Annotated in this window: 19 protein-coding genes and 2 tRNA genes; 5 read left to right on the top strand and 16 right to left on the bottom strand. The window is 67.6% G+C overall.

Annotated elements, in window-relative coordinates; translation table 11 throughout:
• Positions 1–24: 24 nt before the first annotated feature.
• The 3 genes from ABZ412_RS01425 to ABZ412_RS01415 form a co-directional block, all read right to left on the bottom strand.
• A complete protein-coding gene (locus ABZ412_RS01425; RefSeq protein WP_357274943.1) occupies positions 25–486 on the bottom strand; it encodes a dCMP deaminase in 462 nt (153 codons plus the stop codon).
• Complete coding sequence (locus ABZ412_RS01420; RefSeq protein WP_357274941.1) at positions 476–1,159, bottom strand: dihydrofolate reductase family protein; 684 nt, start codon at positions 1,157–1,159, stop codon at positions 476–478. Before ABZ412_RS01420 ends, ABZ412_RS01425 begins: the two co-directional genes overlap by 11 nt.
• Positions 1,160–1,250: 91 nt before the next feature.
• A complete protein-coding gene (locus ABZ412_RS01415) occupies positions 1,251–1,889 on the bottom strand; it encodes an aminodeoxychorismate/anthranilate synthase component II (protein ID WP_357274939.1) in 639 nt (212 codons plus the stop codon).
• Positions 1,890–2,038: 149 nt separating this feature from the next.
• Between ABZ412_RS01415 and crgA the strand changes: the two genes are divergently transcribed.
• Positions 2,039–2,305, top strand: a complete 267-nt coding sequence (gene crgA, locus ABZ412_RS01410; protein WP_357088463.1) for a cell division protein CrgA — start codon at positions 2,039–2,041, stop codon at positions 2,303–2,305.
• 107 nt (positions 2,306–2,412) lie between these two features.
• Positions 2,413–2,856 carry a PH domain-containing protein gene (locus tag ABZ412_RS01405; protein ID WP_357274937.1) on the top strand — a complete coding sequence of 148 codons (444 nt, stop codon included), beginning with the start codon at positions 2,413–2,415 and terminating at the stop codon, positions 2,854–2,856.
• On the opposite strand, the gene ABZ412_RS01400 is transcribed toward ABZ412_RS01405, so the two are convergent.
• A complete protein-coding gene (locus ABZ412_RS01400) occupies positions 2,853–3,722 on the bottom strand; it encodes a rhomboid family intramembrane serine protease (protein ID WP_357274934.1) in 870 nt (289 codons plus the stop codon). The two genes, ABZ412_RS01405 and ABZ412_RS01400, sit on opposite strands and share 4 nt — an antisense overlap.
• Positions 3,723–3,760: 38 nt before the next feature.
• A complete protein-coding gene (locus ABZ412_RS01395) occupies positions 3,761–4,288 on the bottom strand; it encodes a peptidylprolyl isomerase (RefSeq protein WP_357274932.1) in 528 nt (175 codons plus the stop codon).
• A gap of 141 nt (positions 4,289–4,429) precedes the next feature.
• Between ABZ412_RS01395 and ABZ412_RS01390 the strand changes: the two genes are divergently transcribed.
• The 3 genes from ABZ412_RS01390 to ABZ412_RS01380 are packed head-to-tail and all read left to right on the top strand — an operon-like array spanning position 4,430 to position 6,787.
• Positions 4,430–4,699 carry a hypothetical protein gene (locus ABZ412_RS01390; protein WP_246598244.1) on the top strand — a complete coding sequence of 90 codons (270 nt, stop codon included), beginning with the start codon at positions 4,430–4,432 and terminating at the stop codon, positions 4,697–4,699.
• Between the two features lie 15 nt (positions 4,700–4,714).
• The gene (gene glmS / locus ABZ412_RS01385; RefSeq protein ID WP_357274930.1) at positions 4,715–6,553 is read left to right on the top strand and encodes a glutamine--fructose-6-phosphate transaminase (isomerizing); all 1,839 of its coding nucleotides are present in this window, start codon (positions 4,715–4,717) and stop codon (positions 6,551–6,553) included.
• 54 nt (positions 6,554–6,607) lie between these two features.
• Complete coding sequence (locus tag ABZ412_RS01380) at positions 6,608–6,787, top strand: hypothetical protein (protein WP_357274929.1); 180 nt, start codon at positions 6,608–6,610, stop codon at positions 6,785–6,787.
• Positions 6,788–6,812: 25 nt separating this feature from the next.
• On the opposite strand, the gene ABZ412_RS01375 is transcribed toward ABZ412_RS01380, so the two are convergent.
• The 11 genes from ABZ412_RS01375 to recF all read right to left on the bottom strand — a co-directional run bounded on the left by ABZ412_RS01375 (position 6,813) and on the right by recF (position 18,565).
• Positions 6,813–7,601 (bottom strand): ABC transporter permease, encoded by a 789-nt coding sequence (locus ABZ412_RS01375; protein ID WP_357275898.1) that lies wholly within the window; start codon positions 7,599–7,601, stop codon positions 6,813–6,815.
• A gap of 50 nt (positions 7,602–7,651) precedes the next feature.
• Positions 7,652–8,641 (bottom strand): ATP-binding cassette domain-containing protein, encoded by a 990-nt coding sequence (locus ABZ412_RS01370; protein WP_357274927.1) that lies wholly within the window; start codon positions 8,639–8,641, stop codon positions 7,652–7,654.
• A 388-nt stretch (positions 8,642–9,029) separates the two neighbouring features.
• Positions 9,030–10,055 (bottom strand): adenylate/guanylate cyclase domain-containing protein, encoded by a 1,026-nt coding sequence (locus ABZ412_RS01365; protein WP_357274924.1) that lies wholly within the window; start codon positions 10,053–10,055, stop codon positions 9,030–9,032.
• A gap of 71 nt (positions 10,056–10,126) precedes the next feature.
• Entirely contained in the window at positions 10,127–10,234 is a 108-nt protein-coding gene (locus ABZ412_RS01360) for a DLW-39 family protein (protein WP_357274922.1), read from the bottom strand.
• A gap of 61 nt (positions 10,235–10,295) precedes the next feature.
• A tRNA-Ala gene (locus tag ABZ412_RS01355) sits at positions 10,296–10,368 on the bottom strand.
• Between the two features lie 30 nt (positions 10,369–10,398).
• Positions 10,399–10,472, bottom strand: a tRNA-Ile gene (locus tag ABZ412_RS01350).
• 138 nt (positions 10,473–10,610) lie between these two features.
• A complete protein-coding gene (locus tag ABZ412_RS01345) occupies positions 10,611–11,537 on the bottom strand; it encodes a DUF3566 domain-containing protein (RefSeq protein ID WP_357274920.1) in 927 nt (308 codons plus the stop codon).
• Between the two features lie 89 nt (positions 11,538–11,626).
• A complete protein-coding gene (gene gyrA, locus ABZ412_RS01340; RefSeq protein ID WP_357274918.1) occupies positions 11,627–14,140 on the bottom strand; it encodes a DNA gyrase subunit A in 2,514 nt (837 codons plus the stop codon).
• A gap of 79 nt (positions 14,141–14,219) precedes the next feature.
• The gene (gene gyrB, locus ABZ412_RS01335; protein ID WP_357274915.1) at positions 14,220–16,262 is read right to left on the bottom strand and encodes a DNA topoisomerase (ATP-hydrolyzing) subunit B; all 2,043 of its coding nucleotides are present in this window, start codon (positions 16,260–16,262) and stop codon (positions 14,220–14,222) included.
• 422 nt (positions 16,263–16,684) lie between these two features.
• Positions 16,685–17,278, bottom strand: a complete 594-nt coding sequence (locus tag ABZ412_RS01330; protein ID WP_357274912.1) for a DUF721 family protein — start codon at positions 17,276–17,278, stop codon at positions 16,685–16,687.
• A 114-nt stretch (positions 17,279–17,392) separates the two neighbouring features.
• Entirely contained in the window at positions 17,393–18,565 is a 1,173-nt protein-coding gene (gene recF / locus ABZ412_RS01325) for a DNA replication/repair protein RecF (protein ID WP_357274910.1), read from the bottom strand.
• Positions 18,566–18,637: the final 72 nt, after the last annotated feature.

Genomic DNA, 18,637 nt, shown 5'->3' with positions numbered 1-18,637 from the left:
TGTGAAACCGTGCGCGGGCGAAACCTACAGCCGCAGATGCCGGTTCATCGACATGGCCTCCTCGGCCAGATCGGGCAGTTCGACCACCTCGACGCCGTGCTCACGCAGCCGCTCCACCCCGACACAGTTGTCCACGAAGGTGCCGGGTTCCCGCCAGGCGATCACCACACGCCGGATCCCGGCCCGCAGAATCCGATCCGTGCAGGGCAGCCGATCCTGACTCGCGCGCTGCGAACAGGGCTCGAGGGTGCTGTACAGGGTGGCGTGCCGCAGCCGCGGATCGTCGGCGGCCAGCTTGTTCAGCGCCGACTCCTCGGCGTGCACCTTGTCGTCGGTCTCCCGCGACCACCCGTGCTCGATCTCCACCCCGTCCGGGCCCACGATCACCGCACCCACCGCGAAGGCGGTGTCGCTGTGCGGGCACAACCGCGCCAGACCGATGGCGTGCCGCATCCAGCCGCGATCCAGCCGTGCCTCATCCGACATCGGAATCCTCCTTCGGCAGGTAGTGCAGCAGGGCGATATCCCCGATCCGGGCCACATCGGCCAGCCGCATGCGGTGTTGGGGCCCGCCGGGGAAGGCGGCGGGTCCCAGGAAGCGCGGGGCAGCCGGATCGCCGACCACCAAGGGCGCCACGGCCATCCAGATCTCGTCGACCAATCCGGACGACAGGAAGGCGGTGTGGATCGAGCCGCCGCCCTCGACCATCAGGCTCTCGACACCACGTTTCCCCAGGTCATCGAGCAGGGCCGCGAAATCGATCGTCGCGCCCAGGGATATCACCTCGGCCAGACCGGCGAGCCGGTCGCCGAGGCGCGCGGCCCCGGAATCGGTGGTGTAGACCAGTCTTTCGCCGCCGCTGTGCCAGAACCGCAGCTCCGGGTCGAGCTCGCCGCGTGCGGAGACGATCACCCGCACCGGATAGTCGGGCTTGCCCGCGGCGACCCGCTGCAGGCGGCGGTCCGAACTGTTCACGAGCAGCCGGGGATTGTCGCGGCGCAGGGTCTCCGCACCGATCAGGATGGCGTCGGAGTCGGCGCGCAGCGCGTCGACCCGATCGAAATCAGCGGCGTTGGACAGCAACAGGCGGTCCGGGCTCGCGTCGTCGATGCAGCCGTCGATGCTGACGGCCACCGACAGCAGGACCCGCGGCCTCACGCCGCGCCGCCCATCATGACGGCGTCTCCATATGGCATGGGCGCGGGGGCCTGCATGGTTACGCAGGCTGCCGCCTCCGGCCCCTGACCGCTCATGCCAGGGCCGCGACCTCCGCCTCCAAGGTCTGCACCAGCCCCTCCGCCGGCCGCTCGCCGCACACGCCCAGCCAGTTGGCGAGCATGCGGTGCCCGCCCTGGGTGAGCACGGATTCGGGGTGGAACTGCACACCGTGGATGGGCAGGTCGCGATGCCGCAGGGCCATGACGATGCCGGATTCGGTGCGGCCCAGCACCTCCAGCTCCGGCGGCATGGTCTCCTCGAGGACGGTCAGGGAGTGGTAGCGGGTGGCGGTGAACGGATCCGGTAGCCCGGCCAGCACGCCGGCGCCGATGTGGAAGACGCTGCTGGTCTTGCCGTGCAGCAGTTCGGGGGCGCGGGTCACGGTGGCGCCGAAGGCTTCTCCGATGGCCTGGTGTCCCAGGCACACGCCGAGCAGCGGGGTGGCGTGCTTCGCGGCGGCGTGCACCAGCGGGATGGAGGCGCCGGCGCGGTCGGGGGTGCCGGGTCCGGGGCTGATCAGCACGCCGTCGAAGTCCTGCACAACCTTGTCCACATCCGCGAGCTGCGCGTCGTCGTTGCGCCAGACCTCGGCGTCCACACCCAGCTGTCCGAGATACTGAACCAGGTTGAACACGAAGCTGTCGTAGTTGTCGACGACCAGTACACGCATGATTCGAGAGTAGTTGGCGCGGCCGCCGCCGTCGCACGCAATACCGCCGAACCGTGTCGCCACAATCGCCCGCGCCCTCCCCGACGACACTTTCCCCAGGGTTCCCGGGATAATGTCTACGCAGACAGAACGCCGAAAACGAGGACGTCATGCCGAAGTCGAAGGTCCGGAAGAAGACCGATTACACGATCAACCCGGCCAGCCGCACCCCGGTGCGGGTGAAGACGGCTGGTCCGTCGCCGGTCTGGTACGTCTCCATCATGCTGGGCTTCATGCTCGCCGGTCTGGTGTGGCTGCTCGTCTACTACCTGGCCAACGAGCAGATCCACTGGATGAGCGATCTGGGCGCGTGGAACTTCCTGATCGGATTCGGCCTGATGGTGGTCGGTCTGATCATGACCATGCGCTGGCGCTGAATGCCCCGCACGGGTGGCCCGCTCCCCCGGGAATGTGGCTTACACCATTGTCATTCATGCACACCTGTGGATGAGCCTGTGGACAACTCGAGGAAAGAGTGGGGACAGTGACCGCCACCGGCCCCGACTCCCGACTGTCCTGGTCCACACCCCCGGCCGCCCTGGTGGCCTGCGGCATCGGCGGCCTGGTGCTGGCCGTGGCCGCGATCGTGTCGACGGACGGCCCCGGCCGTCTGCTCATCGGTGTGGCCGCGGTGGGACTACTCGGTCTGACCGCCCTGGGCGTGCGGCAACGGCCGCGGCTCGCGGTCGAACCCGGTGACCCTGTGCATATCGTGGTGCGCGGTCTGACCGGGCCGCAGCGGTACGCACCCGAGCAGATCCTGCGGGTCCGGGTTGTGCACTACCGGCGGCTGGGCCGCCGTATGCCCATGCTGGAGATGGATGTGGACAACTCCGGCGAGGAACGGCTGTTGATCTTCGGCCGCTGGGATCTGGGCACGCGCCCCGAGGATGTCCTCGAGGTGCTGCGCGCGCACCTGTCGCGTTAGAGGGTGGGCGCGGCCAGCACGGTCACCAGCACCGAGGCCAGCGCCACCACCGCGACCGCCACCCAGCCGACGGTGAGCGCCTTACGGGTTTCCCGGATCCCGATCCAGCGCGGCACATACAGGATTCCGGTGGTGGCGAGCGTGCCCGCGAGCAGTCCGCCCAGGTGCCCCCACACCGAGATGCCGGGCACCGAGAAAGTGATCAACAGGTTGATCCCCAGCAGCACCGCGATCTGAGTGAGGTTCTGGCGGGTGCGCAGCATGATCACCGCGACCGCGCCGAAGATCCCGAAGATCGCGCCCGAGGCGCCCGCGGAGGCGGTCAGCGGATCCGACAGCGCGGTGATCGCCGCCGAACCACCCAGCAGGGACGCGAAGTACACCGCCACGAAGCGGGCCCGGCCCAGCGCCACCTCGCAGTACGGGCCCAGCACGTAGAGCGCGAACATATTGGCCAGCAGGTGGATCGGCCCGTAGTGCAGGAAGCCCGAGCCGAGCACCCGCGCCCAGCCGCCGTCGTAGCCGACGAAGCCCGGCACCAGCACCCAGTCGTAGAACAGCCGGGAACGCTGGTTGTCCATCAGGCTGTGCGACTGCAGCGCGGTGACCGCGAAGACGATCACATTGACGGCGATCAGCGTGTAGGTGACGTACGGCTGCGAGATCCGCGACAGCGTCGTACCGGCCGCGTTGCGGACCGGCCGGACATCGTCACGGCCCTGCTGGACGCACTCCACGCAGTGCTGCCCGACCGCGGCCGCGGTGAGGCATTCGGGGCAGGCCGGACGCCCGCACCGGGTGCAGGCCAGACCGGTGGGCCGGTCGGGGTGGCGGTAGCAGGCCGGGGCGGGCGGCTGGGGCTGCATGGGGATTTCCTCTTCGAAGGCCGTACGAGGGCCGTTTCTCAGGCGATGGTGATGCTGTTGATCACCACGTCGTCCTTGGGGCGGTCGTCGCGGTCGGTGGCGATGGTGGCGATGGCGTCGACCACCTTGCGGGAATCAGGGTCCACGACCTCACCGAAGATGGTGTGGCGGCGATTCAGGTGAGGCTGCGCGCCCAAGGTGATGAAGAATTGGGAGCCGTTGGTGCCGGGCCCGGAGTTGGCCATGGCGAGCAGGTAGCCCCGGTCGAAGCGCAGTTCCGGGTGGAACTCGTCCTTGAACTCGTAGCCGGGCCCGCCGCGGCTGGTGCCGGTCGGGTCGCCGCCCTGGATCATGAAGCCGTCGATCACACGGTGGAAGAGCGAGCCGTCGTAGAACGGCCCGGAGTCGGTGCCCGCGGCGTTCGGGGTGCTGTACGCCTTCGAGCCGTCGGCCAGGCCGACGAAATTGCGGACGGTGGCGGGGGCGTGGTTACCGAAGAGCGAGATCTTGATGTCGCCGTGGTTCGTGTGCAACGTCGCCACTGCGGTCTGATTCGGTGAAGTCACGCCGCCAGGATAGGTGCAGGGCGCGCGGCCGGGCCGAAGCGGCACACGCGAAGCCCCCGAATCCGCCGTGAGATGTGATTCCCTGCCCGGATTCGGGCACAGAAGTGGCGGAAACGGTCCCGGCATGGCATGTTCGGTCGAGTGAATGACGGGGATCCGGTCGATCTGGTCCGCCATGTGGCGGCCTCCACCGGCCTGCCGCCCGCCGTCGCGGCCCGCGTGGTCGCCGATGTCGTCGGATACTTCGACGAGACCGCCGAGCAGTTCGTGCGCCGCAGACATGCCGAATTGCAGAGCCGTCAGGTCCGCAATGCCGAAATCTGGCAGCGCCTGGCGGCCGAGCTCGCGCAGCGCCGGGTCGCCGCCCCCGACTTCACCGAACGGCAACTGCGTCGCATCGTCTACGGGTGAGGAGTCCGTCGCGCAATGTGTGGAATCGTCGGTTATATCGGGCATCGTGAGGCCGTCCCGGTCCTGTTGGAAGGCCTGCACCGGCTCGAATACCGCGGCTACGACTCCGCGGGCCTGGCCGTGCCGCACCGCGGCCGCCTGCGGGTCACCAAAACCCAGGGCCGGGTCCAGGACCTACGCAACAAGGCCGATGCCGAAGCCGCCCGGCTGCGCGGCAATGTGGGCATCGCCCACACCCGCTGGGCGACCCACGGCGAACCCTCCGACGCCAATGCGCACCCGCACACCGACGTCTCCGGCCGGATCGCGGTCGTGCACAACGGCATCGTCGAGAACGCCGAGGTGCTGCGCGCCGCGCTGACCGCCGAGGGCGTGGAATTCGTCTCCGACACCGACACCGAGGCCATCGCGCATCTGGTCGCCGCCGCCCTGGAGGGATCCGAGACCCTGGAGGACGCGGTCCGCACCGCCATGCGCCGGGTCGAGGGCACCTACGGCCTGCTGGTGCTCGACGCCCGCCGCCCCGACGAACTGGTGGTGGCCCGCAACGGCTCCCCCATCGTGCTCGGCGTCGGCGACGGTGAGATGTTCGTGGCCTCCGACGTGGCCGCCCTGGTGCACCACACCCAGCGCGTGGTGTTCCTCGACGACGGCGAGCTGGCCACCGTGCGCGCCGACGAATTCCGCACCAGCACACTGGGTCTCGAGGCCCGCCGCACCGACAAGATCCCCACCACCATCGATATGGCGGCCGAGGACTACGCGCTGGGCGGATACCCCGACTTCATGCGCAAGGAGATGGCCGAACAGCCCGACGCCGTCCGCCGGGCGCTGCGCGGCCGCCTCGACGAGCGCTTCGCCACCGCCCACCTGGGCGGCCTGAACATGGACGCGCGCGAGCTGCGCGGCATCAGCAAGGTGGTGTTCCTGGGCTGCGGCTCCGCCTATTACGCGGGCCAGCTGGGCGCGCAGCTGGTCGAGGAGCTGGCCCGGATCCCGGCCGTCGCCGAGCCCGCCTCGGAGTTCCGCTACCGCAATCCGGTGGTGGACCCGGACGCGCTGTACGTGGCGATCAGCCAGTCCGGCGAGACCCTGGATACCCTTGCCGCCGTTCAGGAATTGCAGCGCAAGGGCGGCCGTGTCATCGGTGCGGTGAACGTGGTCGGCAGCGCCATCGCGCGCGAGTGCGGTGCGGGCGTGTTCCTGCACGCGGGCCCGGAGGTCTCGGTGGCCTCGACCAAGGCGCTCACCAATATGACCGTGTCCTTCGCCATGCTGGGCCTGCTGCTGGGCCGGGTGCGGGACCTGTCGGCGGCGGCGGGCGAGCGCATCGTGTCCGGGCTGCGCGCGCTGCCCGACGCCATCGACGCCGTGCTGGCCGAGGAGGAGACGGTCGCCGACATCGCGTCGCGATTCGCCAAGGCGCGCAGCATGTTCTTCATCGGCCGGGTGCGTGCCTGGCCGGTGGCGCGCGAGGGCGCGCAGAAGCTGAAGGAGATCTCCTACATCCACGCCGAGGCGTACCAGGGTTCCGAACTCAAGCACGGCCCGCTGGCGCTGATCGACCCGGAGATGCCCTCCATCGTGCTGGTGCCCGGCGACGAGCTGCTGGCGAAGAACATCACCACCATCGAGCAGATCAAGGCGCGCGGCGGCCCGGTCATCGCGGTCACCAACACCGATCTGCCGGACGGGCTGGCGGATTCGGTGATCCGGGTTCCGGCGGTGTGCCCGGAACTCGACCCGATCATCCTCACGATTCCGTTGCAGTTGCTGGCCTATCACACGGCCATGGCGCTGGGCCGGGACGTGGACAAGCCGCGCAACCTGGCCAAGAGCGTTACCGTCGAGTAACCGATCGGCGGCCCCGTCCGTGCACGAATTGTCTTGCTGTGCCAGCATGGTCGGATGGAGCTGGGGAGCGTTCGTAACAAGGTCATCGTGGCCGCCCTCGTGGCTATCGCGGGAGGTGTCGTCGCGTTTTTCGTGAACAAGCGTCCGCAACCGGAGGCACCGGCCGCCGAACCGCCGCGCCTGGGCTACTCGCGCAACGGTTCGGCGCCCTCGCCGGACCTCGTGAACCACTGAAGCCCGCGGTGAGTCGCCGAGTTACTCAGTGACTCACCGAGCGCTTGTACTGCTTCAGGGCGAGCGGCACGAAGATCGCCAGGATCACGACGATCCACATCAGGGTCGTCGCGACCGGATGCCGCATGGGCCAGACATCCGCGCTCGGACCCATCGGCGAGGTGTTGCCGAACAGATCACGCGTCGCCTGCGTCACCGCCGACACCGGATTCCATTCCGCCACAACGCGCAACACCGTCGGCAGGTTCGCGGACGGCACGAAGGTGTTGGCGATGAACGTGAGTGGGAAGATCACCATGAAGCTGGCGTTGTTGTAGACCTCCGGCGCGCGCACCAGCAGGCCGACCACCGCCATGATCCACGACACCGCGTACGCGAACAGCAGCAACAGCACGTACGCCAGCACCGCGTCGAGGAACGAGCCGCGGATCCGCCAGCCCACCAGCAGACCGGTCAGCGACATCACCACCAGGCTCACCACATTGATGACCACGTCGGAGAGCGTGCGGCCGATCAGCACCGCCGACGGGGCCATGGGCAGTGACCGGAAGCGGTCGATGATGCCCTTCTGCATGTCCTCGGCCAGGCTCAGACCGGTGAACGTCGCACCGAACACCACGGTCTGGGCGAAGATCCCCGCGATCAGGAACTCGCGATAGGACGTGCCCGGCAACTGGATCGACGAGCCGAAGACGTAGGCGAACAGCAGCACGAACATGATCGGCGACAGCGTCGAGAAGATCAGCACATCCGGCACCCGGCGGATCTTGATCACATTGCGTTTGGTGATGGTGATGCTGTCGGTCACCACCATGGCCAGTCGCTGTGCGAGCGAAGGCTTTCCGGCGACGGCGAGCGTGGCGCTCATCGAGCCCCCTCCTTCTCCTCGGCGGGTCGATTGCCGTTGATCAGTTCTTCGGCCTCGTGTCCGGTCAGGGACAGGAACACATCGTCGAGCGAGGGCCGGCGCAGACCCACGTCGTGGATCTGCACCTCGTGCGCGGTCAGCTGCCCGATGGCGTCCACCAGCGCCTGCGAGCCGTCCTCGACCGGCACGATGATCCGCCGCAGCCCCGGCTCGAGCCGAATCTCGCCGTGCGCCAAGCCTTCCAGCGCCTGCCGCGCCACCGCGAGATTGTCGGCGTGATCGACGACCAGCTCGATCCGGTCGCCGCCCACCATCGCCTTGAGCTCGTCGGAGGTGCCCTCCGCGATCACCCGCCCGTGGTCGATGACGGCGATGGAATCGGCCAGCCGGTCGGCCTCCTCCATGTACTGGGTGGTCAGCAGCAGCGTGGTGCCGCCCGCCACCAGTTCCTCGATGACGTCCCAGAGGTCCAGGCGCGCACGGGGATCCAGGCCGGTGGTGGGTTCGTCCAGGAACAGCACGGGCGGATTCGCGACCAGCGCGCCCGCCAGGTCCAGGCGGCGGCGCATACCGCCGGAGTAGCCCTTGACCGGGCGGTCGGCGGCGTCGGCGAGGCGGAACCGGTCCAGCAGCTCGCGCGCTCGCTCCTTACTGCGCCGCACCCCCATGTGGTACAGACGGCCCACCATCTCGAGATTCTCGAAGCCAGTGAGGTATTCGTCGACCGCGGCGTACTGGCCGGAGGCGCCGATGCGGGAGCGCAGCAGCTGCGGGTCCTTCAGGACGTCCACCCCGGCGACGACGGCGTGACCCGCGTCGGGGATGAGCAGCGTGGTGAGCACGCGCACGGTGGTGGTCTTGCCGGCGCCATTGGGGCCGAGCAGGGCGGTCACGGTGCCTTCGGGGACCGAGAGGTCGAGGCCGTCGAGGGCGACCAGATGGCCGTACCTCTTGACCAGACCCTCGGCGACTATGGCGGCAGGCATGATTCTCCTGTTCCGAACTGCACGGATGCGGTCGAACACGATCGTCGGCGTCTGGCCAGTATGCCCGGATCGGCAGAGTGAGTCATCCGAGTTTCACCAGTGTCGGCACGGACGGCGCCCGGGATCGTGAGTCGTCAACTACTCGAACGTAATTCGGCGAAGGACGCATTTCGGTCACGATGCCGAGCCCGCCGCCGACAACCGCGCTTATTACTCGAAAAAATCTTTGAACGCGATGCCCCGATAGCCACACAATCCGAAATCGTCGCGTAGGATCGTTCCCGTCGGCCCCTCCCCCCCGGGCCGACCTTACGCGGGCCTCGGCTAACTCCCCCCCCTTCGCCGAGGCCCGCCCCCATTCCCGGAGCACGTCCTCGACGGGGATCACTCAGACCAGCGGTCGAATCTCATTGCGGCGCAGCACATGCCCGTACAGCCGATTGATGCCCTTCACCCGCACCGTGGCCAGATGCCGCAGCGTGAAATCCAGATCCGCCTCGATGGCCGCGGCCGCCCCGTCGTCCACCAGCACCGTGCCCGGCCGGGCCACACCAGTGAGCCGCGCCGCCGTGTTCACCGTCGACCCGTAGAGGTCGCCGAAGCGCTGCAACACCTCCCCGTAGGCCAGACCCACCCGCAGCTCCTGGGTGACGCCGTGCGAGGCGATGGCGGCCTCCTGCACCGCGAGCGCGATCCGCGCCCCGTCGGTGGCCGTCGCCGCCGCGAACATGACCTCGTCACCCACGTTCTTGATCACCCAGCCGCCATTGGCGACGATGGCGTTGCTGGTGGCCGTCTCGAAGGCCTCCAGCAGCGCCGACAGCTCATCGGCCTCCAGGTGGCGGGTCAGGCGGGTGTAACCGACCATGTCGGCGAATCCGACGGCCAGCACGCGAACCGTGTCCCCCGCCGCCGCTCCCCCGTCCAGCGACCGCGCCAGCGCGGCGTCCAGGTGCCGGCGGAAGGCGTAGCGCTGCAAGGTCTCGAATTCGGTGACCACCTCGTCGGTGGCGATGCGCGCCGCTTCCTTCGGATCGAGGTCCGGCTGCTCGCGCGCGAGGGTCGTGATCCGGTCCAGGATCTCCTCCGTCACCAGATCGACCTGCCACTCCGCCAGCCGCGCCATGGACCGTCCCAGCGTGCGCGCGGCCGTGGTCTGACGGTGCGTGTCGGCGGTGGCCAGCACGTGCAGCTTGGCGAAGGTCTGGGCGGCCTCGATATCGGAGTCGCTGTATTCCACGGCCTCGTCGTCCGGATCGGCCGGGAAGCCCAACGCCACCCACAGGCGGCGGGTGACATTGTTGGGCAACCCGGTCAGATCCGCGACCTGATGCCGGTTGTACCGGCGCGGGCCGCTCAACAGATATGGCTCGACCACGGACTGCACCAGCTCGGAGATCTCAGTGGACGCCATCTCTCGACCTTACGGCGTGAATCGGATGGAAAACCGCCGCTTGTTCCGTGTCACAGCCAAATTCGAGGCGGTCAGCGCGTGGTGACCTCATGCCACAGGTCGGCGTCATTGCGCTGACGCAGTTTGCTGATCCCGAAAACGACGGCGGCGGCGATCACAATGGTGAGCAGGATTTTCATGAATCCCACAGTACTGCAACGACAGAAGCCGCAGACCGAGGCGGTCTGCGGCTGGTGGGAGTGGAGCCTAGGGGAATCGAACCCCTAACCCCTGCCTTGCAAAGGCAGTGCTCTGCCAATTGAGCTAAGGCCCCTGGGAAGGCAGTTCGTTCTTTACCTGTGGGTGGGCCTAGGAGGACTTGAACCTCCGACCTCTTCGTTATCAGCGAAGCGCTCTAACCGCCTGAGCTATAGGCCCTTAGTGGGTGTTCGAAGTGTGTGACTCGAACGAGGCAGAAGATTACCGTACGTCGGCACCGATAACCAAAACGGCCGGTCAGCGGCTTGCGGAAGCAAGACTGACCGGCCGTCGCGGGCGGATCGAAACAGCGGTTTCCTAGTCCGGATCGGACAGGGTGACCTGGATGCCGCCGACCAGATCGGTGCACTGGTTGTAGACGAACACCCCGACCGTGGACAGCGCGGTGAGCAGCACCACATTGATCAGGCCGATCACACCGGCGTAGCCGAAGACCGTGCCCGCGTCGATGAGCGCCGAACTGGAGTTGTCCGAGACCATGTCGGTGAAGGTGGAGTTCAGGCGCTCCCAGACGCCCATACCCTCCAGCACCAGATACAGCAGGCCGACCGCCAGCATCCACACGAAGAACATGGCCACGCTGATCACCAGCGAGACCTTCAGCGTGGACCACGGGTCGATGTGGCGCAGCTGCACGGTGGCGCGCAGCGGCTCACCGGTGGCCGCGGCCTGCGCCACCGCCGCCGGGGCGGACGGCGACACCGGGCCGGCCGGCGCGATCGGGTCCGGCGGCGGCAGCGGGTGCCGCAGCTCGGACAGATCCGGCAGATCCTTGACCAGCTCCGGGCGGGAGATGCTGCGGGTCGGTCCGTCGATGCCGACGGACTTCACCATGGCCGCCTCCTTGCGCGCCGCCTTGGCCGCCAGGTCGGCGGTGGTGCGGGCATTGGAGACACCGGCGTTCAGGCCGCCGCCCTGCAGGCCGCCACCGCCCAGGCTCGGGTTGGTCCCCGGCCGGCCCGCCGTCGGGGACTGGCCCGGACGGTACAGGTTGGACTGCGGCTCCCGCTGCGGCAGCTGCGACCAGCCCTCCTGGAAGGGCGAACCGCCCTGCCCGTCCGCCGCCTCGGGAGCGGCGGGCGCCGCGTCGGCCGCGGGGGCCTCGGCGGCCGAATCACCGGATTTGGGCGGCAATTCGGAATTCTGCGGCGTTCCACCGTCCTGCGCGCCCGGCCGCGGAATGGGACGCGGCGGAATCGGGGACGGGGCGATTCTCTCGGTCACGCCGTTGGCGTGACCTCGCTGGTCATTCGGCTGATTCGTGGTCAATGGTGAATCCTTCGATCCGTTGTGCCGCCGCTGCTGTGGAGAAACTACTGCTTCGCCGAACCGCTGGTGTCATCTTCGGCAACCTGGTCGGGCTCATCCGCGTTCCTAGCGATCGCGAGCAAAGTATCGCCCTCACCCAGGTTCATCAACCGGACGCCCTTGGTTTGACGACCCGCTTTACGAACCTGGTGCGCCAGTGTGCGAATGACACCGCCGCCGGAGGTGATCGCGTACAGCTCGTCGTCGTCATTGACAATGAGCGCACCGACCAGACTGCCACGCTTCTCGTCGTACTGAATCGTCAGCACACCCTTGCCGCCACGACCCTGCGCGGTGTACTCGTCGATGGCCGTGCGCTTGGAGTACCCGCCCGCCGTCGCGACAAGCAGATAGATGCCCTCCGCGTCGCGAACCACGTTGAGCGACAACAGTTCGTCGTCGGCGTTGAAGCGCATGCCCTGCACGCCGGAGGTGGCGCGGCCCATCGGGCGCAGCACCTCGTCATTGGCGTTGAAGCGGATCGACTGGCCGTGCGCGGAGACGAGCAGCAGGTCGTCATCGGCCGAACACAGTGCCGCACCGACCAATTCGTCCTCGTCGCGCAGATTGACCGCCACGATGCCGCCGGTCCGGTTCGAGTCGAAGTCGGTCAGCTTGGACTTCTTGACCAGGCCCTTGCGGGTGGCCAGCACCAGGTACGGCGCGTCCTCGTACGACTTCAGCTGGATGACCTGGGCGATCTTCTCGTCCGGCTGGAAGGCCAGCAGGTTCGCCACGTGCTGGCCGCGCGCGGTGCGGTTGGCCTCGGGCAGCTCGTACGCCTTGGCCCGGTACACCCGGCCCTTGTTGGTGAAGAACAGCAGCCAGTCGTGGGTCGAGGTGACGAAGAAGTGCTTGACGATGTCGTCCTGCTTGAGACCCGCGCCCTGCACGCCCTTGCCGCCGCGCTTCTGCGAGCGGTAGAGGTCGGTCTTGGTGCGCTTGGCGTAGCCGGTCTCGGTGATCGTCACGACCACGTCCTCGCGGGCGATCAGGTCCTCGTCCTGCACGTCGCCGTCGGCCGCGATGATCTTGGTGCGGCGGTCGTCGCCGTACTTGTCGACGATCTCCGCCAATTCGTCACGGACGATGGCGCGCTGCCGCTCCGGCTTGGCCAGAATGTCGTTCAAATCCGCGATCTCGGCCTCGATCTTGGCCAACTCGTCGAGGATCTTCTGCCGCTCCAGAGCCGACAGGCGACGCAGCTGCATGTCGAGGATGGCGGTCGCCTGGATCTCGTCGATCTCCAGCAACTGCATCAGGCCGGTGCGGGCGGTCTCGGTGTCGGCCGAACGGCGGATCAGGGCGATCACCGCGTCCAGCTGATCCAGCGCCTTCACCAGACCGCGCAGGATGTGAGCCCGCTCCTCCGCCTTGCGCAGCAGGTAGCGGGTCCGCCGGATGATGACTTCCAACTGGTGATTCACATACAGCCGGATCATCTGATCCAGACGCAGCGTGCGCGGCACCTTGTCGACGATCGACAGCATGTTGCAGCCGAAGGAGGTCTGCAGCTGGGTGTGCTTGTAGAGGTTGTTGAGCACCACCTTGGCGATGGCGTCGCGCTTCACGGTCACCACGATGCGCATACCGACACGGTCGGAGGACTCGTCGTGGATGTCGGAGACACCCGCGATCTTGCCGTCCTTCACCTGCTCCGCGATGGCATTGATGAAGTTGTCGGTATTGACCTGGTACGGCAGCTCGGTGATGACGATCGTGGTGCGACCGCGGCTGTCCTCCTCGATCTCCACCACGCCGCGCATGCGGACCGAACCGCGTCCGGTGGTGTAGGCGTCGTGGATGCCCTGGGTACCCACGATCAGGCCCGCGGTCGGGAAGTCCGGACCCTTCACCCGCTCGATGCACGCGGCGAGAGTGGCCTCCTCGTCGGCGTCGTGATTATCCAGCGCCCAATAGATGGCCTCGGCCAGCTCGTTCAGGTTGTGCGGCGGGATATTCGTCGCCATACCGACGGCGATACCGTTGGAACCGTTCATGAGCAGGGCGGGCACCCGGCTCGGCAGGACGGTCGGCTCCTGGGTCTTACCGTCGTAGTTCGGGGTGAAATCGACCGTCTCGTGGTCGATCTCGCGCAGCATCTCCATCGCCAGCGGCGTCAGGCGGCACTCGGTGTAACGCATGGCGGCCGCGCCGTCATTACCGCGGGAACCGAAGTTGCCCTGACCGTCGACCAGCGGATACCGCAGCGCCCACGGCTGCGCCATACGCACCAGGGTGTCGTAGATGGCCGTGTCACCGTGCGGGTGATAGTTACCCATGGTGTCGGCGACCGGGCGCGCGGACTTCACATAGCCGCGGTCGGGCCGATACCCGTTGTCGTACATCGCGTACAGGATGCGCCGGTGCACCGGCTTCATACCGTCGCGCACCTCCGGCAGCGCACGGCCCACGATCACGCTCATGGCGTAGTCGATGTAGGAGTTCTGCATCTCCTGCTGGATGTCGACCGGCTCGATGCGGTCGCCACCCGAGGGCGGAAGCGAAGTCTCAGTCATGAATTGGTCTCCGTCAGAAGTTGTGGGTGGTCCTCGCGGCGCGCAGGCAGCGACCCGGAAGGGCCGCTGCCGTCGCGAATTACACGTCGAGGAACCGGACGTCCTTGGCGTTCCGAGTGATGAAGCTGCGGCGAGCCTCGACGTCCTCACCCATCAGGATGGAGAACAGCTCATCGGCCGCGGCGGCGTCATCGAGGGTGACCAGGCGCAGGACCCGCACGCTCGGATCCATGGTGGTCTCCCACAGCTCCTTCGGGTTCATCTCACCGAGACCCTTGTAGCGCTGGATGCCGTCGTCCTTGTTGATCTTCTTGCCGGCCGCCAGGCCGCGCTCCAGCAGCCCGTCGCGCTCGCGGTCGGAGTAAGCGAACTCCGGCTCCGAGCGCTGCCACTTCAGCTTGTACAGCGGCGGCATGGCCAGGTACACGTGACCGTGCTCGACCAGCGGGCGCATGAAGCGGAACAGCAGGGTGAGCAGCAGGGTCGAGATGTGCTGGCCGTCCACGTCGGCGTCGGCCATCAGCACGATCTTGTGATAACGCAGCTTGGCGATATCGAACTCGTCGTGGATACCGGTGCCGAACGCGGTGATGATGGACTGCACTTCGGTGTTCTTCAGCACGCGGTCGATGCGCGCCTTCTCGACATTGATGATCTTGCCGCGCAGCGGCAGGATCGCCTGGTACATCGAGTCACGGCCGGACTTGGCCGAGCCACCGGCGGAGTCACCCTCCACGATGTAGATCTCGGACTTGCTCGGATCCTTGGAACGGCAGTCGGCCAGCTTGCCCGGCAGGCCGCCCAGATCGGTGGCGGACTTGCGCCGCACCAGCTCTCGCGCCTTACGGGCGGCGACGCGGGCCTGCGCCGACGAAACCGCCTTCTGCACAATCGTCTTCGCGTCGGCCGGGTTCGCCTCGAACCAGTGCGAGATGTGCTCGTTGCAGGTGCGCTGGACGAAGGACTTCACCTCGGTGTTGCCGAGCTTGGTCTTGGTCTGGCCCTCGAACTGCGGGTCGGCGATCTTCACGCTCACGATGGCGGCGAGGCCCTCACGGATGTCGTCACCGGTGAGGTTGCCTTCCTTCTCCTTGAGGAGCTTCTTGTCCTTCGCGTACTTGTTCACCACCGTGGTGAGCGCCGCGCGGAAGCCCTCCTCGTGGGTACCGCCCTCATGGGTGTTGATGGTGTTGGCGAAGGTGTGGACGGACTCGGAGTAACCCGAGTTCCACTGCATCGCGACCTCGACCTCGTGGCCGGTGCCCTTACCGGTGAACGCCACGATCGAGTTGTGGATCGGCGTCTTGGTCCGGTTGATGTGCTTGACGTAGTCCTCGAGCCCGCCCGGGTAGTGGTAGGTGCGGGTCTTCACCTTCGGCTCGGCGGCCGGGGTGTTCTCGTCGATGTGCTTGGGCGCCTCGGCGGTCTCGCTGACCACCTCGTCGGTGACGTCACCCTCGGACACCCGCTGATCGGTCAGCGTGATGGTCAGGCCCTTGTTCAGGAACGCCATCTCCTGCAGGCGGCGCGCGACCGTCTCGAAGCTGAAGGTGGTGGTCTCGAAGATGTCCGGGTCCGGCCAGAACTTGATGGTGGTACCGGTGCGCTTGGTCGCGCCGCCCTGCACCAGCTTGCCCGGCTTGGAGTCCTTGTACTCCTGGGTCCAGTGGTACCCGTCGGTGTCCACATCGGCCTGCAGCCGGGTGGACAGCGCGTTCACCACCGAGATGCCGACGCCGTGCAGACCGCCCGACACCGCATAGGATTCGCCGTCGAACTTGCCGCCCGCGTGCAGCTGGGTCATGACCACCTCGATGGTGGGCACACCCTGAGCGTGCATCGCGACCGGGATGCCGCGGCCGTCGTCGACCACCTCGACGCCGCCGTCGGCCAGCAGGGTGACATCGACCCGCGAGGCGTATCCGGCCATCGCCTCGTCGACCGAGTTGTCGACGACCTCCCAGATCAGGTGGTGCAGGCCGCGCTCACCGGTGGAACCGATGTACATACCGGGGCGCTTGCGAACCGCCTCGAGGCCCTCGAGGACGGTGATGGAGTCGGCACCGTACGACGTCGGCTTGCCTGACTTGGGCTGGGTCGAGCCGTCTGCGTTGGAGTCCATGGCAGCCACTGGTCGGTAGCTCTCCTTACTTGCTGATCCTCCCGGCACAGTGCGGTCGCACGCGTGAGGCCCACAGACACTGTCTGCCCGAGCTCCGGAACACTGTCTGCTCGAGAGTTACGGGGGCCCACGCGCGGGCGCTACGGAACGCGCCGGGAGGTATCGCCGCTAGTTACTCCCTCATCCTACTGGTACGACCGACAGAGAACCCACCTATGACACCCCTGAGTGGGCCGTACGGTCATGAAATCGACCAGCGACATGACCCGTTATGGGTCTGGGCGGTTCCGGGAGCCTCAGCGGTCGATGCGCCAGCGGACACGCGGGCGTTTGCGCGAGGGTTCGTCGTGATCTCCGAACGTTCCACGTGAAACCAGCGCGCGGACGCCGGGATTCACGGCCCGGACCCCGGTGACAGCGGCCTACCCGTAGGTGTCGCGGGGGCCGCGGCCCTTGATGTGCCGCTCGCCCTTACGCCAGCTCGGCGCGGTCGGACCATTGATCTTCAGCTGCTTGACCACGCCGTTCCCGACCGCCGCCGCGATCTTCGCCAGGATCTGGGACTGGAACATGCGCAGCTGGGTGGCCCAGGCCGTGGACTCGGCCTGAATGCTCAACACGCCGTTCTCCAGCGAGATCGGCTGGGCATGGGAGGCGATGTCCTCCCCCACCACGCTCGCCCACCGGCCGAACACCGTGCCCTCGGCGACCTTGGCCGACCAGCCCCGGCCCTTCGCCAACTGCATGGCCAGGGACGCGAAGGTCTGCGGATCCCGATCGTCGGGGTGCGCGCCCGACCAGCTGCTGCGCCGCCGCAATGCCCGGATGCCGCCCTTGCGCGGCGCGGCCGGCGAGGCCCGCCCCTGCCCCACCGACTTCCCGGCCGCGCGTGCCGCGGCCCGCGCCTCCTCCAGGGCGCGCCGAGCCAGATCGACTCCACGCAACTCCGGTTCGGCGCCCGGTCCGGTCGCACCCCCGCGCGGGGTGTGGTCGTCGGCTTCCGGCGACTCGGCCATCCACAACTCCTTCCACACCTGGGAATCCGGATGATCACCCTCGGTTCGTCACGTGATTCTGCCGCATGCCACCGACGACTCGGCGATTCCCACCGCCGACGCACTCGGGCAACCTCACTCCGCGATCCGGGAGGCCCGCCGATCCGCCTCCCCGGTCGTCTCCACGCGTTGCGGCGCGGCATCGAGTTCGGGCGGAACGTCCTCGGGCACCGCCGCGGTGATCAATACCTGCTCCGCGCCCGCGGCGACCCGAGCCAGCGCACTGCGACGGCGGCGATCCAGTTCGGCGAAGACATCATCGAGGATCAGCACCGGATCGGTCCCGGCGGACCGCAACAACTCGAACGCCCCGAGCCGCAGAGCCAGTGCGAAGGACCAGGACTCGCCGTGACTGGCGAAACCCTTGGCCGGCGCGGACCCCAGCATCAGATCCAGTTCGTCACGATGCGGGCCGACCAGGCACACCCCGCGCTCCAGCTCCTTGGGACGCGCGGCGGCCAACTCCCGCAACAGGATCGCCTCGAGCGCCTCCTCGTCATCGTCCTGTGGAGAACGCGCGGAATCCAGCAATTCCGGCGGCAGACTCGCACTGCGATAGCCGATCGACGCGGGCCGCGACTCGGGCGCGATATCTGAATAAGCCTGTGCAAGATGTGGATAAAGGTCGTGGACAAGTCGCAGCCGATGCGCGAGCAGCACCGCGCCGTGGGCCGCCAGATGGCCGTCCCACACATCGAGGGTGCTCATCTCCGCGCCCCGCGCCCCCGAACGGGCATTGCGCCCAGCCGTTTTCAACAGGGCCGACCGCTGCCGCAGCACCTTCTCGTAATCCGCGCGCACCCCGGCCAGGCGCGGCAGCCGGGCCGTGGCCAGCTCGTCCAGGAACCGCCGCCGCTCCCCCGGATCTCCGCGCACCAGCGACAGATCTTCGGGAGCGAACAACACCGTCTGCAGAATCCCCAGGATCTCCCGCGGCCGACGCACCGGGGACCGATTGATCTGGGCGCGATTGGCCGTGCCCTGATTCAGCTCCATGTCGACCCGCAGCTCGCGGCCGGTGTTCACCACCGTCGCGCCGATCCGGGCCTTCTGCGCGCCGATCCGGATGAGCGGAGCATCGGCCGACACCCGATGTGAGCCGAGTGTGGACAAATACCCGATGGCCTCGATCAGGTTGGTCTTGCCGTTCCCATTGGACCCCAGGAAAACCGTTCCACCGGGCGAAAGTTCGAGTTCGGCGGCCTCCCAGGACCGGAAATCGCGCAGTGACAGCGCACGCACGTACATCCGGTCAGTCCACCGTCCCCGCGTTTTTCACAGGTTTGTCAACACTGTGCACAGGTATGTCGTTCGCTCCGA

It is taken from the genome of Nocardia sp. NPDC005746 (assembly GCF_040630785.1).
In the GTDB taxonomy this organism is placed as follows: Bacteria; Actinomycetota; Actinomycetes; order Mycobacteriales; family Mycobacteriaceae; genus Nocardia.
Note: the sequence above shows the minus strand (reverse complement) of the source record. Positions and strands in the feature narration are given on the sequence as shown.

Bases quoted from the DNA above. Each gene is read 5' to 3' on its own strand.
- glmS (WP_357274930.1), top strand. From the start codon at position 4,715: ATGTGTGGAATCGTCGGTTATATCGGGCATCGTGAGGCCGTCCCGGTC.
- gyrA (WP_357274918.1), bottom strand. From the start codon at position 14,140: ATGACTGAGACTTCGCTTCCGCCCTCGGGTGGCGACCGCATCGAGCCG.
- gyrB (WP_357274915.1), bottom strand. From the start codon at position 16,262: ATGGACTCCAACGCAGACGGCTCGACCCAGCCCAAGTCAGGCAAGCCG.
- ABZ412_RS01380 (WP_357274929.1), top strand. From the start codon at position 6,608: ATGGAGCTGGGGAGCGTTCGTAACAAGGTCATCGTGGCCGCCCTCGTG.
- ABZ412_RS01370 (WP_357274927.1), bottom strand. From the start codon at position 8,641: ATGCCTGCCGCCATAGTCGCCGAGGGTCTGGTCAAGAGGTACGGCCAT.
- ABZ412_RS01360 (WP_357274922.1), bottom strand. From the start codon at position 10,234: ATGAAAATCCTGCTCACCATTGTGATCGCCGCCGCCGTCGTTTTCGGG.
- ABZ412_RS01415 (WP_357274939.1), bottom strand. From the start codon at position 1,889: ATGCGTGTACTGGTCGTCGACAACTACGACAGCTTCGTGTTCAACCTG.
- ABZ412_RS01365 (WP_357274924.1), bottom strand. From the start codon at position 10,055: ATGGCGTCCACTGAGATCTCCGAGCTGGTGCAGTCCGTGGTCGAGCCA.
- ABZ412_RS01375 (WP_357275898.1), bottom strand. From the start codon at position 7,601: ATGGTGGTGACCGACAGCATCACCATCACCAAACGCAATGTGATCAAG.
- ABZ412_RS01330 (WP_357274912.1), bottom strand. From the start codon at position 17,278: ATGGCCGAGTCGCCGGAAGCCGACGACCACACCCCGCGCGGGGGTGCG.
- ABZ412_RS01400 (WP_357274934.1), bottom strand. From the start codon at position 3,722: ATGCAGCCCCAGCCGCCCGCCCCGGCCTGCTACCGCCACCCCGACCGG.
- recF (WP_357274910.1), bottom strand. From the start codon at position 18,565: ATGTACGTGCGTGCGCTGTCACTGCGCGATTTCCGGTCCTGGGAGGCC.
- crgA (WP_357088463.1), top strand. From the start codon at position 2,039: ATGCCGAAGTCGAAGGTCCGGAAGAAGACCGATTACACGATCAACCCG.
- ABZ412_RS01425 (WP_357274943.1), bottom strand. From the start codon at position 486: ATGTCGGATGAGGCACGGCTGGATCGCGGCTGGATGCGGCACGCCATC.